Genomic DNA, 14,845 nt, shown 5'->3' on the forward strand with positions numbered 1-14,845 from the left:
CGTCGAGTTCTGGGACGTGAGGTATCGGCCCTCAACCGCCGACGAGGGCGCGGTACTTGTCGTCCCAGTACTCGTACCTGTCGCCGGTCATCTCCTCGTCGGGCACGCCGATCGTGTCTACCTGGTCGATGGGTGAGGGGACTCCCTCCACGGTCGGGATCCGGTGGACGTCGGCGATCGTCTGCTGCCCCTCGCTGAGGACGTAGTCCATGAACAGCATGGCGGCTGCGGGGTGCTCGGCGGCGGTCATGAGGCCGGCGCCGTTGGGGCGGACGACGACGGGTTCGACGTGCTGGTTGCTCGGGTTCCACGCCACCGGGGCACCGTGGTCGTCAGCGGCTCCGTCGACCGTGTGCTGGTAGATCGAGAGGGCGATGTCCAGCTTGCCGACCGCGAGCATGTCTCCCATGGTGCTGTGGCCCTTCTCGACCGAGGCGTTGGCCGCGATGCCCTCCCACATCGTGTCCACCTGGGCCTGGCTCATGCCTCGGTCGAGGTAGTAGGTGGAGACGGCGGCGTACCAGTCGATGTCACTGAGCTCGAGCGAGATCAGCCCCTTCCACTTCGGGTCGGCGAAGTCCTTGATCTCCTTCGGCAGGTCTGCGGACTTGACCTTGTCGGTGTTCCAGCCGACGACGAACGCGTTGAAGTAGTGGGAGGTCCAGCCATCCATCTGGCCGTCGGGCCGTACGGCGTCGCGGTACGGGCTCTCGTAGTCGTAGAGGAAGCCCTGGTCGGCCATGATGTTCAGCTCGTTGGCGTTGTTGTCGACGAAGTCGACCTCGAGCTTGCCGGCGCTGCCTTCGGTGAGCAGCTTCTGCAGCACCGTCTCGGAGTTGCCACGGGTGAGCTCGACGTCGATGTCGTACTCCGACTCGAAGGCCGCGATGATCGTCTCCATGTCGGTGTTCGAGGTGTAGACGATCAGCTTGCCCTCCTTCTCGGCGAGCTCGACCAGCTGATCGGTGCGCTCCTGGCCGGTGAGGGCGTTGATCTTGTCGTAGACCGCGGTGGCATCCTTGTTCGCCTCCGGTGCGCTGTCGGCGATCGGGCTGCCGCCGCAGGCGGTCAGGAGCATCGCGGTCGCGATGGTGCCGATTCCTGTCATCTGAAGGTGCTTCTTCATGTCGCCTCCTCGTGATCGAAGCGCGCCCGAGCGCGATGGTCGGGGTGTCGCCGCTCAGGCGTGCCACCTTTTCGCGAGCTCATCGACGGAGAGCACGTCGGCGTACTTGGTGCTCATGTCGAAGAGGTTGTTGCAATGTGCGAACCAAGACCTGTCGAAGCACGCGTCATCGATGACGAACGTGCTGAAGCCGTGGGAGCAGGAGTCGACGGTGGTGGCCCGTACGCATCCGGATGTCGATACGCCGCAGACGATGACGGAGTCCACCTTCTCCCGGGTGAGGAAGACCGACAGGGGCGTCTGGAAGAACGCGCTCGCCTTGGCCTTCTCGATGATCCAGTCACCGTCCTCGGGGGCGATGACATCCGGGATGTCGCCGAATCCGGTCTGGTCCGGGTCGTCGCGCCTGACCTTCTTCGTCGCGCGCCCCACGAACTGTTGGTCCTTCATGCTGGTGCGCGTGTAGACGACCGGCACGTTCTTGCCGCGAGCGAGCTCGATCAGGCGGGCGATCCGTGGCATCGCCTCCCACGCGACCGGACCGGACGCCGTGGAGTACTCCTTCCTGGCCTCATCGAGGCTCAGGCCTTCCGATCCCGTGAAGCCGTAGGTGACATCGACGACGATCAACGCCGACTTCTGGCCGAGGTCGAGCTGTCCGCTTCGAAGCCCGGCCAACTCCTGCTCGGGTGCGCTCTCCATCCACGCTTTCACCGGTACTCGTCCTTTCCTCGTCGGATCTGTCGGGATCAGGCACCGAGCGCGTCGATGACCTGGTCGAGCGTGCGCACGTTGACCATGCGCGGGAAGACCTTGCGCAGGAAGAACTCGCGCTGCTCGAGGAAGCCGTTGCAGCAGTCCTCGACGACGGTGACCTGGAAGTCCATGTCGCGCGCGTCGTACGCCGTGGCGGCGATGCCGACGTGGACGGACCCGCCGACGAGCAGGATCCGATCGATCCCACGGCTGCGAAGCGACACCTCCAGGTGGGTGCCGTGGAAGGCGGACCAACGATGCTTGGGCACGTCGTAGTCCTCGGGCTGCGGCGCGAGCTCGGCGAGGACCTGATACTGGGGCGAACCGCTGTCATGGGGCGGGTGGTGCTTGATCGGGTTGTCCGGACCCCACGGGACGAGGGCGGAGTCGGTGTCGGCGATCGTCCTGGCGAAGTCGGCGCCGTCGATTCGGTGGTCGGCGCGGGCGTAGAAGATCGGCGTCCCGACCGAGCGACAGGCCGCGATCAGCTTGGCGGTGGTCAGGTGTGATCCGGCTTCTTCGATCGCCGGCCGGTAGGCCTCGAGCATGTCGAAGACGACAAGGGCGGTGCGGGCGGGATCGTAGGAGGTGATCGGTTGTGTCGGTCGGTCCACGGAGGCCTCTCTCTCGGTGTGGTCCGGGTCGTTGGCGAAGTCGTCGAACGGTGATCAGTGCCTCTCGGCGCCGGTCACCGGATCCCTCGTCACTCAGGCGATCGCCTTCAAGTGCTCCTTGAGGGCGATCGCCGGGTCGGCGGCGACTGCGGGAGACACGTTGCCGCCGCGCTCGAGGATCTTGCGGACGGCCATGTAGTCCCGAGGTGCGTTGACGGAGTCGGTCGAGATGAGCTGGCCGGCCCGGTAGTAGAGCGCGGAGAAGGACTCGCTGCTGGGTTCGCCGCGCACCACGACCTGGTCGTAGCCGCTGTTCAACCCGGCGACCTGCAGCTTCAGGTCTGCCTGGTCGGACCAGAACCACGGGATGCCGGTGTCGGGCGGGGCGACGCCGACGAGGGTGGCCGCGGCGACCTTCGCCTGGGCGACGGCGTTCTGCACCGACTCGAGCCGCAGCGAGCCGTGGGCGGGGTGGGTGGTGACCGTGCAGTCGCCGGCGGCGACCACGGCGGCATGGGACGTACGCGCGTCGGTGCCGACCACGATGCCCCCGTCGACGGCCAGGCCCAGCTGTTCTGCGAGCTCGGTACGCGGCTGCAGGCCGACCCCCACGAGGACCAGGTCGGCGGGCAGGTACTGACCGGAGGCCAGCCTGACGCCGGCGACCCGGCGGCCGGAGCCGAGGATCTCCTCGACGCCGGCGCCGAGCATCACCTGCGTCCCCCGCCGACGGTGGGCGCCGAGATAGAAGTCGGAGACGACGGGGGCGACCGCGCGGGCCAGCAGCCGGTCGGCGATGTCGACGACGGTGACACGTTTGCCCGCCGCGCGGGCGGCGGCTGCTGCCTCGAGGCCGATGAAGCCGCCGCCGATCACCACGACGTCCTGGGCGGAGCCCAGCCGGCGGCGCAGCTCGCCGGCGTCGTCGAGGTGGCGCAGGTAGCAGACGCCGTCCAGGTCGTGGCCGGGCACCCGGATCCGGCGGGCGCGACCGCCGACAGTCAGGGCCAGCCGATCGAACTCGAGCTGTCGCCCGGTGGAGGTGAGCGCGACGCCCGGCCGGTCCTCGGCGGGGAGGATGGCCCCGGTGACCTTCTCGCCGAGCACCAGGTCGATCGCGTTCTCGCGATACCACTCCGCCCCGCGAAAGATCAGTCCCTCGGGGCCGACATTGCCGGCCAGGTACGCCTTGGAGAGCGGCGGGCGCTGATAGGGCAGATGGGTCTCGCTGCCGATGAGGGTGATGGGCGAGTCGTCGCCCAGCTCACGCAGCGTGGTGGCGACCTGTAGCCCCGCCTGGCTGGCCCCGATGATCAGCGTGCCGCTCATTCTCGCCTCCTAATGGTCAATTGGTTAGACCATAGCATCGTGCGGTGGGTGAGTGGTAGTGGATGGCCGGCAGCGGATCCTCAGAGCAGGTCGTGGACGAACCCGGCGAGCTGCTCGAGGTTGCGACACTCGGCCATCTCGACGATGTCCGCATAGACGCTCGCCGCGGAGTCCCCGAGGCCCCAGGTCAGTCGGGGCTCGGGGTTGAGCCAGATCGTGCGTTTCGCGCTCGCCGCGAGCTCCCGCAGGGTCGCGTCGCCGAGCGCGGAGTAGTTCGAGCGCGCGTCCCCGAGGATCAGCAGCGTCGTCCGCGGCCCCAGTGCCTGGCCGTGCTCGGCGGCGAAGCGCTCGAAGACCCTCCCGTAGTGCGTACGTCCCGCCAGCACCGCCTCGCGGGTGCTGCCCGCGAGCCCGGCGATCACCTCCGCCGGGTCCGCCTCGGGACGCAGCAGCTCGGTGACCTCGTGGACGTCGTCGACGAACGTGAACGCGCGCATGCCCTGGAACGCCTCGCGCAGGGCGTACACGAACATCAGCGTGAAGCGGGCGAAGTGGGCCACCGACCCGCTGACGTCGCACAGCACGACGAGGTCGGTGCGGTGTGGCCGCTTCGGTCGATGGTGGGTGGTCAGGGGCACCCCGCCGGTGGCCATCGAGGCCCGGATCGTCCGACGGAAGTCGACCGGGCCGCCACCGAGACTGTGCCGCTCCTTGGCCATCCGGGTCGCCAGCCGGCGTGCCAGCGGGTAGACCTCGCGCCGCATCGCGGCCACGTCGGCGTGCCGCGCCTCGGAGAAGGACAGCTTCTCGATCGCCGGACGCACCTGCTCGGCGGCCCGGCGCTCAGGGCCCTCGCGCTCGGTGGTGCGCCGCTCGATGTCGGCGTGCACGGCGGCGACGAACTCGGTCAGCCGGTGCTGGGCGAAGGCGTCGGCCTCCTCCTGCGCGACACCGTCGCTGACCAGCCCGGCGACCAGCTGGTCGACGAGCTGCTGAACGTCGAGACGTTGCAGCGTCTCGTACGCCGACCAGGGCGAGGCGCCGTCGGCGCGCCCGGGATCGGTGCCGAACCGGCCGACCGACTCGGCGGCCAACTGTCGCAGCAGTTGGTCGTCGAGACCGGACTCCCGCAGGGCCCGCTGGATCCGGCGACGCATCGTCTCGAGCACGTCGAGGTTGTCGCCGACGGGCTTCTCCGGCGGCCGGTCGGCAGCGATGGCGGCGCCGGTGCCGTCGCCGACCATCGCCGGGAAGTAGACGTCGAAGAGAGCGTCGAACGTGGGCCGCTGGGAGTGCTTCTTGACCAGCGTGGCTGCGTACGCATCACGCACCGTCGCCCGGTCGCCCCAGGCGACCCGGCCCAGTGCGGTCACCGCGTCCAGATCCTCGGAGAGCGAGACCGGCAGCCCGGCTGCGCGGAGCGCGCGGACGAGCTCGAGGTGCCGTGCCAGCACCCCTGAACCGGCCGCGTCCCGGCTCACCCGGGTGCTCCGCCGGTGAGCACCTCGAGGGCTCGTTCCTGGTCGGACCGGTGCTTGAGCACCGCGCCCAGCGTGGCGACGATCGCCGCCTCGTCGAGCGTGCGCAGCTCCAGCGCGACCAGCGTCCGTGCCCAGTCGACGGTCTCGGTGATGGACGGCGCCTTCTTCAGCGACAGTTCGCGCAGCCGCCCGACCGTCTGCACGATCCGGGCGGCGATCCGCTCATCGAGGCCGGGCACGTGGCTGCGTACGATCTCGAGCTCGCGTCGGGCGTCGGGGTAGTCGAGGTACAGGTAGAGGCACCGCCGCTTGACCGCCTCGGACAGCTCTCGGGTCGCGTTCGAGGTGAGCACGACGTACGGGCGCCTGGTCGCGGTGACGGTGCCCAGCTCGGGGATCGTGACCTGGAACTCGCTCAGCACCTCCAGCAGCAGGCCCTCGACCTCGACGTCGGTCTTGTCGACCTCGTCGATGAGCAGCACGGTGCGCCGTTCACGCCGGATCGCGTCCAGCAGCGGCCGGGGGAGAAGGAACTCCTCGGTGAAGATCTCCTCGTGGGTCTCCTCCCAGGACTGGGTCCGGTCGGAGGCCTGGATAGCGAGCAGCTGCTTCTTGTAGTTCCACTCGTAGAGCGCGCGGGCCTCGTCGACGCCTTCGTAGCACTGCAACCGGATCAGGTCGGCCCCGGCGGCGCGGGCGACCGCCTTCGCCAGCTCGGTCTTGCCCACGCCGGCCGGACCCTCCAGCAGCAGCGGCTTCTCGAGAGCGCCGGCGAGGTAAGCGGTGGTCGTGGTCGCGGCGTCGGCGAGGTAGCCCGCCGAGCCGAGCTCTTCGGCGAGGTGGGTGGGGGAGGTGAACCAGGGCATGGAACCGCATCCTTCTGGCGACGGGGTGGACAGTGGCGCTGATCACGCATAGATTAATGGTCAGTCCATTATGCATTGCAGTACGCATCAGGTCGACCGACGATCTGACGTCTGTCATGGCACTGACGGCAGGAGGAAATGCATGGCCAAGAAGCTGCGTACTTTCGTTCGCGGACTCGACTCCGCGACCTACGGGCTCAACGAGTTCCGACAGAAGCAGCTCTCCTATGACCGCGTCCGCAACGACGAGTACGTCACCGACGACGCGAAGGTCGGTCACTCCGGCGACAGCGCCGAGTCCAAGACCTGGTGGCGCATCGGGCCCGGCGACGAGGAGTTCCTCACCCAGACCATCCACGTGCACTTCGTCGAGCTGCCGCCGCATTCGTCGAACCACGGCCACGGCCACCAGAACGAGGCGGCCTTCTACATCCTCGAGGGCAAGGGCTACGAGATCCACGACGACCAGCGCTACGACTGGAAGAAGGACGACCTCGTCTACGTCCACACCGACTCGGTGCACCGCCATTACAACCCGTACGACGAGACGGCCCGGGCCCTCGTCGTCAAGGCGAAGAGCACCTGGATGTTCATGGGTCTGATCCAGCAGGGCCGCAGCGGCCCGATCGACCGCCCCGAGGAGTTCGGCCCGCGCGAGGAGTGGAGCCGGGTCTGGACCCCTGGTGTGCTCGACCGCAAGAAGGTCGTCGGCCCCGAGGACACCACCTGGGAGGTCACCCCGCTCGGCAACCAGCGCATCATCGCCGCGCCGGAGAAGACCGACGGCCGCATCCACAGCACCGACTCCTACGAGCTCGCCATCACCCCGGGCAGCCGCTCGGGCAAGTACTGGAAGATGGCCGACGAGGTCTTCTACGTGCTCAAGGGCAGCGGCCACTTCCTGATGTGGGAGGTCGAGGCCGAGATCGCCGAGAAGTACTACGCGCGCATCGCGCTCGAGCCCAAGCGCTACGACTTCGTCGAGGGCGACACCATCTACGTGCCGCAGAACCACGTGGTGCAGATCTTCGCCGGTGACGGCGAGGAGGTGCGCCTCTTCCAGTCGCAGAACCGGCTCTTCCGCTCGCTCGGGTACGACAACATCCACTACTTCGAGGATGCCCCCGAGTACTCCGGCGACCGTGAGCTCGCCGAGAGCCAGGCCTGACCGGCCCCGGTGACGACCCACCGGAACCCCCGGCGCCTCCCGACGCGCGACACACTCGCCGCAGCGGGGGGCGCCGCCCTCTTCTCCTGTGCCCTCGGGCTCGCCTCGGTCGCGCTCCCGCTGCTGGCGATCGAGGCCGGCTACGACGCGGTCCAGATCGGCGTCCTTACCGCCGTCTCGGCGATCGCGCAGATGGTGTCGCGTCTCGGCCTGGGCGTGGTGATGCGCGTCCTGCCGGACTGGACCGTCGTCGCCGGCGCGACCGTCGTGCTGGCCGCCTCGAACGCGCTGGTCGCGGTGAGCGCCGCGGTGGTGCCGTTCGTCGTGGCCCAGCTGCTGCAGGGCGTCGCGCGCGCCTGCTTCTGGACGGGTAGCCAGACCCACGCCGTCCGTCGCGAGGGCTCCTCGGTGAAGTCGCTGGCGGCGGTCAACTTCGTCTCGAACGTGGGGCTGCTCCTGGGCCCGCTGCTGGCCGGCGTGCTGGCCGCCCGCAGCCCCGCGTACGCCCTGGGGTGGGGTGCCGCGATGTCGGCGCTCGCCCTGGTGCCGACCGTCTTCATGGACCGGCTGCGTCCGTTCCGCCGGGTCAAGGATCCCGGCGATGGACAGCTGTGGCGTCGACCCGGTGTGGCCGCGGGCTGCTGGGCGGGTGTCACCGCCGGTGCCTGGCGCGGCCTGGTCGGCTCCTACGTCCCCGTCGTGCTGACCCATGCGGGGCACACCTCGACCGTGGTCGGTGCGCTGGTCGCGGTCGCCAACGCGACCTCCGTGGGCGGCTCCGCGATCGCCGGGAGGACGTCTCGCGCGGCCCTGTCCCGGGCGTTCGCCGTCTGCACCGTCGTCACGGGGGTGAGCCTGGGGGTGGTGGGCTTCCTCGCCGGCAACGCCTGGCTGGCCGGGGTCGCGCTCGGCATCTCCGGGCTGGCTTCGGGGACGCTGCAGACGCTGGGCCCGGCGATCGCGTCGGACTCGGTCCATCCCGAGGAGCGTGGCGAGGCGATCGCCGTGGCCGGTACGTTCCGGGCGGCCGCGCTCTTCGTGGCACCGTTCGGGGTTGCCGGCCTGGTCCTGGGGATACCGCTGTCGGTCGCGATCGGCGTCGCCGGCCTCCTGGTGACCGCGCCGGCCCTGACCGCCACCCGGTTGCGTGGGGCGCTCGCCACGGTCGACCCCGAGGGGCAGACGGTCGGTGAGTGAGCCGGAGTCGCGGACCGGGCGCTGGCCGTGGGCGCTGCGCTCGCTCGGGCACCGCAACTACCGGCTCTTCATCACCGGCCACTCGGTCAGCACGATCGGCACCTGGATGCAGCGGGTGGCGCAGGACTGGCTGGTCCTCGACCTGACCGGCGACGCTGTCGACGTCGGGGTCGCCGCGGCGATGCAGTTCCTGCCGGTCCTGCTCTTCGGGCTCTGGGGCGGTGCCGTCGTCGACCGCTGGGACCGCCGCAAGGTCATCATCTGCACCCAGGCGGCCAGCCTGGTGCTCGCGGTCGCACTGGCCGCGGTCGTGCTCGCCGGTGCCGTAGAGCTGTGGATGGTCTTCGGCCTCTCGCTCGCACTCGGCTTCGTGACCGTCTTCGACAACCCGGCCCGGCACGCCTTCGTCGCGGAGGTGACCCGGCCGCAGGACTACGTCAACGCTCAGGCGCTCGCCTCGACGGTGCACAACCTCGGCCGGCTGGTCGGTCCCGCTGTCGCCGGGACGCTGATCGCCGTCGCCGGGGCCGGCTGGGCGTTCGCCATCAACGCGGCCTCCTTCGTCCCGGTGATCTGGGGGCTGCTCCTCATCGACACCCGCAGCTCGGCCACCGAGCGTGCGGAACGACGGCCAGGCCGCGTACGCGAGGGCCTTGCGTACGTCTTCTCCCACGCCGAGCTGCGGGCATGCATGATCCTGGTCGCCGCCATCGCACTGTTCGGGCAGAACTTCCGGGCCGTGCTGCCCGTGCTCGCCAAGGAGACCTTCCACGGCGACTCGCAGACCTACGGCTGGCTGACCTCGGCCCTCGGCATCGGAGCGGTGATCGGTGCGCTCGGCACCGCGGCCGCCGAACGGGTGAGCAGCTGGCGGCTGTTGCTCGCAGGCTTTGCGTTCGGGGTCGCCAACGCGCTGGTGGCGATCTCGCCCTGGCTATGGGTCGCGATGTGCGCCGTTGTGGTGATGGGGATCGCCAACCTGGCGTTCAACACCCTGTCCAAGACCCTGCTCCAGCTGGGGACGGAGCCGAGCATGCACGGGCGCGTGATGGCCCTGCACGGCTTCGTGTTCCTCGGCACCACCCCGCTGGGCATGCCGTTGATCGGCTGGGTCTGCGACCAGTGGGGAGCGCGCGCCGGGATGGCGGTCGCGTCGGTGACCGCCATCGGTGCGGCGACGCTGGTCGCGCCGACGCTGCGCCGACTCCGTACCAGGCCGGCGCAGTCGCCCGACCCGGCCGCCACCGGTCAGTCCTGAGCGTCCTCGGCCGTGCGCTCCGCGGTGCGTTCGAGGTGCGTGCTCATCACCGCGACGGCCGCGTCGACGTCGTGCGCCTTGATCGCCTCGACGAGCGCTCGGTGCTCCTCGGTGCCCTTGTGGCCCATCGTGGGCGCCGCCATCTGGGCCTGGCGCAGCGACATCAGCATCGGACCGTGGAAGCTGTGCACCAGCATCTCGATCGCGGGGTTGTGTGTGCAGCCGGCGACCCGGACGTGGAAGGCGGCCGAGAGGCCCATCGTGTATTCGCCCGCGGCGAGCGCCGCCTCGGCCTCCTCGATGATCGCGAGGAGGTCGGTGATGTCCTCCTCGGTGGCCCGCTCCACGACCAGCGGCAGGATGCCGATCTCGACGACCTTGCGGGCTTCGGTGACGTTGGAGCCCGTCAGCGGGGCGAGCGAGAGCAGATCTGCGAGACCGGCGCTGAGGCGCTCGGTGGACGGCGAGGTGACGAATGCGCCCCCTCGGGCGCCGACGCGGATCTCGACGAGGCCGCTGGCCTCCAGGACCCGCAGCGCCTCCCGCACGGTGACCCGGCTGACGCCGAAGCGCTGGCACAGGTCGCGCTCGCTGGGCAGGCGGTCGCCGGGGGTGAGCCGGCCGTCGCGGATGAGCAGCTTGATCTGGTCGACGATCACCTGCGAGACCCGATCGACGCTGACCGGGGCGAACATCTCGACGCCGGCTGAGCCTGAACTCGAGGTTGGCAAGGGGGATCCCTCCTGTGGGCTCGTCGCGGAGTTCCCGAGACGCGATTGGGCCAATGGTCTGTAGGTTCACAGTACACCTCGACACCTGGGGCGCTGCTTCCGTCCAGCAAAAGAATCGGTTGCTCGGACAATCAGAGACGCCGACCATGGTCCGAGCCGACTGGGTTAAGAGTCCGTGACGGGCTTCACACCGGCGCTGTGGTGTGTTACATATAGTGCTAATGGTCTGACCATCATCCCGTAAGAGGGTCAGGCGACGAATCAAGGAGCACCCCAATTGAGACCCAGACTCGCCTGTGTTGCCGCTGTGACTGCAGCGACTTTGATGTTTGCCACGGCTTGCGGTTCCCCCGTCAGTGGGGGACAGAAGTCCGGTGAACCCACCGAAGCGGAAACCGTGTTCGAGGAGATGGCCGCCCTCGACGGTCAGGAGCGTCGCGACAAGCTGGTCGAGGCCGCCGAGAAGGAGGGCGAGCTCACCATCTACACCTCGATGACCGATGACATCGCTGTCCTGCTCGAGAAGGAGTTCGAAGCCGACTTCGACGTCGCGATCGACCTGACTCGTGCCGAGTCCACCACCGTGCTCACGAAGGTGCTCAAGGAGTACAGCTCCAACTACGCGGGCGCGGACATCGTCGAGACCAACGCGCTGGAGCTGTTCGCGCTCAACGGCGAAGGAGCCCTGGCCGAGTATTCGGGTGAGCGCCGGGACATGGTGGGCAAGGAGGGCCAGTTCGAGAACTGGACCGCCACCCGCTACAACATCTTCGCACCGAGCTGGAACACCACCGCCGTCAGCGCCGAGGAGGCTCCCAAGAGCTGGGAGGACCTGGCCGACCCGAAGTGGGACGGCCGGCTGGCGATGGAGCTCTCGGACTACGACTGGTACCTGACCCTCTACGGCTACTGGCAGGAGCACGGCAAGTCGGACGAGGAGATCGACAAGATCTTCGCCGACATGGTCGACGGTGCCGAGGTCCAGAAGGGCCACACGACCATGGCGGACCTGCACGTCTCGGGGAAGTTCGACGTCGCGGCGACCAACTACACCTACATCGTCCAGCAGAAGATCAACTCGGGTGCTCCGCTGGCCTATGAGCCGATCGCGGAGCCGGCGATCGCACGTCCCAACGGCTTCGGCCTGGTCCGCAACGCCTCGCACCCCGCGGCCGCGATGCTCTTCGCCGACTGGATGCTCGAGGAGGGGCAGAAGATCCTCGTCGACCTCGGCCTCACGCCCGCGATCGTGCCCGAGGGCTCGGACGACCCGATGGAAGGAGTCGAGGTGATCCCCGTGGACACCGACGAGATGGTCAACCAGAACGAGAAGTGGACCAAGGCGTACGACGACCTGCTCCGCGGCGCCGGGGGTGCTGGCGCATGACGACCACGGCTCCCGCCGACGAGGTGGTGCCGAAACCGCTGCGGAAGCCGGAGGACCCCGGCGCCGACAGCGGGACCCCCTCCCTGCTGAAGCGGATCCTGACCCCGAAGACCCTGATCCTGGTGCTGGTCGCCGCGGTGATCTTCTGGTTCGGTGTGGTGCCGCTGTGGTACCTGCTCCAGGTCACCTTCCTCGACCCGGACACCGGACAGTTCACCCTCGGCGCGTTCCAGGAGGCCTACGGCGACTCCAAGCTGTTCTCGCTCGTCGGAACGTCCCTGTGGTTCGCCTTCGGCGCGGCGATCCTGTCCCTGATCGTGGGCACCGGTCTGGCGTACCTGATCGTGCGGACCGACGTGCCGTTCAAGTCGCTGTTCTTCGCGTCCTCGATCATCCCGCTGGTCATTCCCGGGATCCTCTACACGGTCTCCTGGATCCTGCTCGCCGACACCGACATCGGCCTGCTCAACCGCTACCTGGAGAAGCTGCCGTTCATCGGTGAGGGCTTCTTCAACATCGAGAGCGTGTGGGGGATGATCTGGGTCGAGGGGCTGCACCTCTCGCCGATCGTGTTCCTGCTGATGGTCGCGGCGTTCCGGGCGATGGACCCCTCGCTCGAGGAGTCCGCGTTGATGTCGGGCGCCTCCCGGGCCACCATCATCCGCCGGATCACCCTCCCGCTGATCCTGCCCGCGATCGTCGGCGCGATGCTGATCATGACGGTCCGGAGCCTGGAGAGCTTCGAGGTCCCGGCGCTGCTGGGCGTACCGGCCAACATCTACGTCTTCACCAGCCAGATCTACTTCGAGCTGCGCGGCTGGCCGATCGGGTATGACACGGCCGGCGCGCTCGCGGTCGGACTGCTGGCACTGGCGCTGATCGGGGTCACCTTCTCCAACCTGATCGGCCGGGGCTCCAAGAGCTACCAGACCGTGACCGGCAAGGCCTTCCGGCCGCGTCCGATCGAGCTGGGGAAGTACCGTCCGATCGCCGGCGCCGTCGTGATCGCCTACTTCCTGATCGCCGTGGTGCTGCCGCTGCTGGTCCTGCTGTACTGCTCCTTCCAGCCCTACTACCAGCTGCCGTCGATGGACGCGTTCCGGACGTTCACGCTCGACAACTTCCGCGACGTGCTCGAGAACCCGACGGTGCTGCGGGCGCTGAAGAACTCCCTGATCCTCGGCGTCGGCTCGGCGACGGTGGTGATGGCGTTCATGGCCGTCGCCTCGTGGATCACGGTGCGGACCAGGATCCCCGGGCGGCAGCTGATCGACGCCTTCACCTTCGTTCCGCTGACCATCCCCGGTCTGATCATGGGCGTGGCCCTCCTGGTCACGTACCTGAACTTCCCGATCGGGGTGTACGGCACGCTGTGGCTGCTGGGCATCGCCTACTTCACCCGCTACATGCCGTACGGCATGCGCTATGCGGCCACCTCCCAGCATCAGATCGGTGCGGAGCTGGAGGAGTCCGCCTACATGAGCGGTGCCACCTGGTGGCAGACGTTCCGCAGGGTCCTGCTCCCGCTGCTGATGCCGGGCCTGCTCTCGGGCTGGATCTACATCCTGGTCGTCTCCTTCCGCGAGCTCTCCAGCTCGATCCTGCTCTACACCTCGGGCAGCGAGGTGCTGGGCATCGTGATCTGGGAGGAGTGGGAGAACGGCTCCATGGCGGTCGTCTCCGCGATCGGTGTGCTCATGGTGGCGACGCTGGTCGTCCTCGTATCCATCGCCTACAAGCTCGGGGCCAAGGTCGGCCTCCAGCAGGACTGACCCGACCGGTTCTGAGAGGAAAACACACTCATGTTGGAAATCACCAGCCTCGTCAAGAGCTTCCCCGGCGAGAAGACCAAGGAGAAGACGGCGAACAGCGTCTTCGCCATCAACGACGTCAGCTTCGAGGTCAAGCAGGGGGAGATGTTCACCCTGCTCGGCCCCTCGGGCTGCGGCAAGACCACGACCCTGCGCTCGATCGCCGGCCTCGAGAAGCCGGACAGCGGCAGGATCACCGTCGCCGGCAAGACCTTCTTCGCCGCGGGCGGCGGTGCCAAGACCGTCAACGTGCCGGCCAACCAGCGCGGCCTCGGGATGGTCTTCCAGTCGTACGCGATCTGGCCGCACATGACCGTCTTCGACAACGTCGCGTTCCCGCTGCAGGTCATGCCGCGCAGCAAGCGCCCCAGCAAGAAGGAGATCGAGAACCGGGTCAACCGGGTGCTCGAGACGCTCGAGCTGCGGCAGTACGCCGACCGTCAGGCGACCAAGCTGTCCGGTGGGCAGCAGCAGCGCCTGGCGCTGGGCCGCGGCATCATCATCGAGCCCGAGCTGCTGCTCCTCGACGAGCCGTTGTCCAACCTGGACGCCAAGCTGCGCGAGTCGCTGCGCTTCGAGCTCAAGCGGCTCCAGCGCGATCTCGGGATCACCTCGATCTACGTCACCCACGACCAGGTGGAGGCGCTCTCGCTCTCGAGCAACATCGCGGTCATGAGGGCCGGTGAGGTGATGCAGCTGGGCAAGCCGCGCGAGATCTACGAGAACCCGAACAGCCAGTTCGTCGCGGAGTTCATCGGCACCTCGAACTTCATCGAGGCGACTGTCTCCCACCGCGCCGGTGAGGCGTACACCGTCGAGACCAACGAGGGCACCCTCAACCTGGCCAGCACCGCCTCGGTGCCCACCGGCACCCGGGTCGTCGCCTCGATCCGGCCGGAGGCGGTCGGGATCTCGATCGAGCGTCCGGCCCTCGCGGAGAACGTCTGGCGGGGCAAGGTCGCCACGCGCGCGTTCCTGGGCGACGCGGTCGACCACGTCGTCGGGATCGGCAAGACCGAGATCCGGGCGCGTACGGTGCCCTCGGTCTCGGTGGCGCCGGGCACCGAGGTGTACCTCCATCTGGAGGCGGACAAGATCTCCCTCGTCCCGGTCGACTGAGA

13 protein-coding genes are annotated in these 14,845 nt (G+C 68.5%); 6 read left to right on the top strand and 7 right to left on the bottom strand.

Features of this window, described 5'->3' with window-relative positions:
* Positions 1-31: 31 nt before the first annotated feature.
* From ACZ6WN_RS23610 to ACZ6WN_RS23635, 6 genes are all read right to left on the bottom strand, one after another.
* Complete coding sequence (locus ACZ6WN_RS23610; RefSeq protein WP_465868097.1) at positions 32-1,126, bottom strand: ABC transporter substrate-binding protein; 1,095 nt, start codon at positions 1,124-1,126, stop codon at positions 32-34.
* A gap of 54 nt (positions 1,127-1,180) precedes the next feature.
* A complete protein-coding gene (locus ACZ6WN_RS23615; RefSeq protein ID WP_465868099.1) occupies positions 1,181-1,828 on the bottom strand; it encodes an isochorismatase family protein in 648 nt (215 codons plus the stop codon).
* 47 nt (positions 1,829-1,875) lie between these two features.
* On the bottom strand, positions 1,876-2,496 hold the full coding sequence (locus ACZ6WN_RS23620) for an isochorismatase family protein (protein ID WP_465868101.1): 621 nt from the start codon (positions 2,494-2,496) through the stop codon (positions 1,876-1,878).
* A gap of 93 nt (positions 2,497-2,589) precedes the next feature.
* Entirely contained in the window at positions 2,590-3,825 is a 1,236-nt protein-coding gene (locus ACZ6WN_RS23625; protein WP_465868103.1) for an NAD(P)/FAD-dependent oxidoreductase, read from the bottom strand.
* An 80-nt stretch (positions 3,826-3,905) separates the two neighbouring features.
* Entirely contained in the window at positions 3,906-5,306 is a 1,401-nt protein-coding gene (locus ACZ6WN_RS23630; protein WP_465868105.1) for a vWA domain-containing protein, read from the bottom strand.
* On the bottom strand, positions 5,303-6,172 hold the full coding sequence (locus tag ACZ6WN_RS23635; RefSeq protein ID WP_465868107.1) for an AAA family ATPase: 870 nt from the start codon (positions 6,170-6,172) through the stop codon (positions 5,303-5,305). Before ACZ6WN_RS23635 ends, ACZ6WN_RS23630 begins: the two co-directional genes overlap by 4 nt.
* A gap of 142 nt (positions 6,173-6,314) precedes the next feature.
* Between ACZ6WN_RS23635 and ACZ6WN_RS23640 the strand changes: the two genes are divergently transcribed.
* The 3 genes from ACZ6WN_RS23640 to ACZ6WN_RS23650 are packed head-to-tail and all read left to right on the top strand — an operon-like array spanning position 6,315 to position 9,795.
* Positions 6,315-7,340 carry a cupin domain-containing protein gene (locus ACZ6WN_RS23640; RefSeq protein WP_465868109.1) on the top strand — a complete coding sequence of 342 codons (1,026 nt, stop codon included), beginning with the start codon at positions 6,315-6,317 and terminating at the stop codon, positions 7,338-7,340.
* A 9-nt stretch (positions 7,341-7,349) separates the two neighbouring features.
* Positions 7,350-8,537, top strand: coding sequence for an MFS transporter (locus ACZ6WN_RS23645; RefSeq protein WP_465868111.1), 1,188 nt, complete (start codon positions 7,350-7,352; stop codon positions 8,535-8,537).
* Positions 8,530-9,795 carry an MFS transporter gene (locus tag ACZ6WN_RS23650; RefSeq protein ID WP_465868112.1) on the top strand — a complete coding sequence of 422 codons (1,266 nt, stop codon included), beginning with the start codon at positions 8,530-8,532 and terminating at the stop codon, positions 9,793-9,795. The genes ACZ6WN_RS23645 and ACZ6WN_RS23650 overlap by 8 nt, the downstream gene beginning before the upstream one ends.
* Here ACZ6WN_RS23650 and ACZ6WN_RS23655 read toward each other — a convergent pair.
* Positions 9,786-10,526, bottom strand: coding sequence for a FadR/GntR family transcriptional regulator (locus ACZ6WN_RS23655; RefSeq protein WP_465868114.1), 741 nt, complete (start codon positions 10,524-10,526; stop codon positions 9,786-9,788). The genes ACZ6WN_RS23650 and ACZ6WN_RS23655 overlap by 10 nt on opposite strands.
* A gap of 397 nt (positions 10,527-10,923) precedes the next feature.
* Here ACZ6WN_RS23655 and ACZ6WN_RS23660 point away from each other — a divergent pair, with 397 nt between their 5' ends.
* The 3 genes from ACZ6WN_RS23660 to ACZ6WN_RS23670 are packed head-to-tail and all read left to right on the top strand — an operon-like array spanning position 10,924 to position 14,843.
* Positions 10,924-11,913: an ABC transporter substrate-binding protein gene (locus tag ACZ6WN_RS23660; RefSeq protein WP_465868116.1), complete on the top strand. Its 990-nt coding sequence runs from the start codon at positions 10,924-10,926 to the stop codon at positions 11,911-11,913.
* Positions 11,910-13,685: an ABC transporter permease gene (locus ACZ6WN_RS23665; protein ID WP_465868118.1), complete on the top strand. Its 1,776-nt coding sequence runs from the start codon at positions 11,910-11,912 to the stop codon at positions 13,683-13,685. Before ACZ6WN_RS23660 ends, ACZ6WN_RS23665 begins: the two co-directional genes overlap by 4 nt.
* Before the next feature lie 30 nt (positions 13,686-13,715).
* Positions 13,716-14,843, top strand: coding sequence for an ABC transporter ATP-binding protein (locus ACZ6WN_RS23670; protein ID WP_465868120.1), 1,128 nt, complete (start codon positions 13,716-13,718; stop codon positions 14,841-14,843).
* The last annotated feature ends 2 nt before the right edge of the window (positions 14,844-14,845 follow it).

The sequence above is a fragment of the Nocardioides sp. NPDC054178 genome (genome assembly GCF_055585005.1).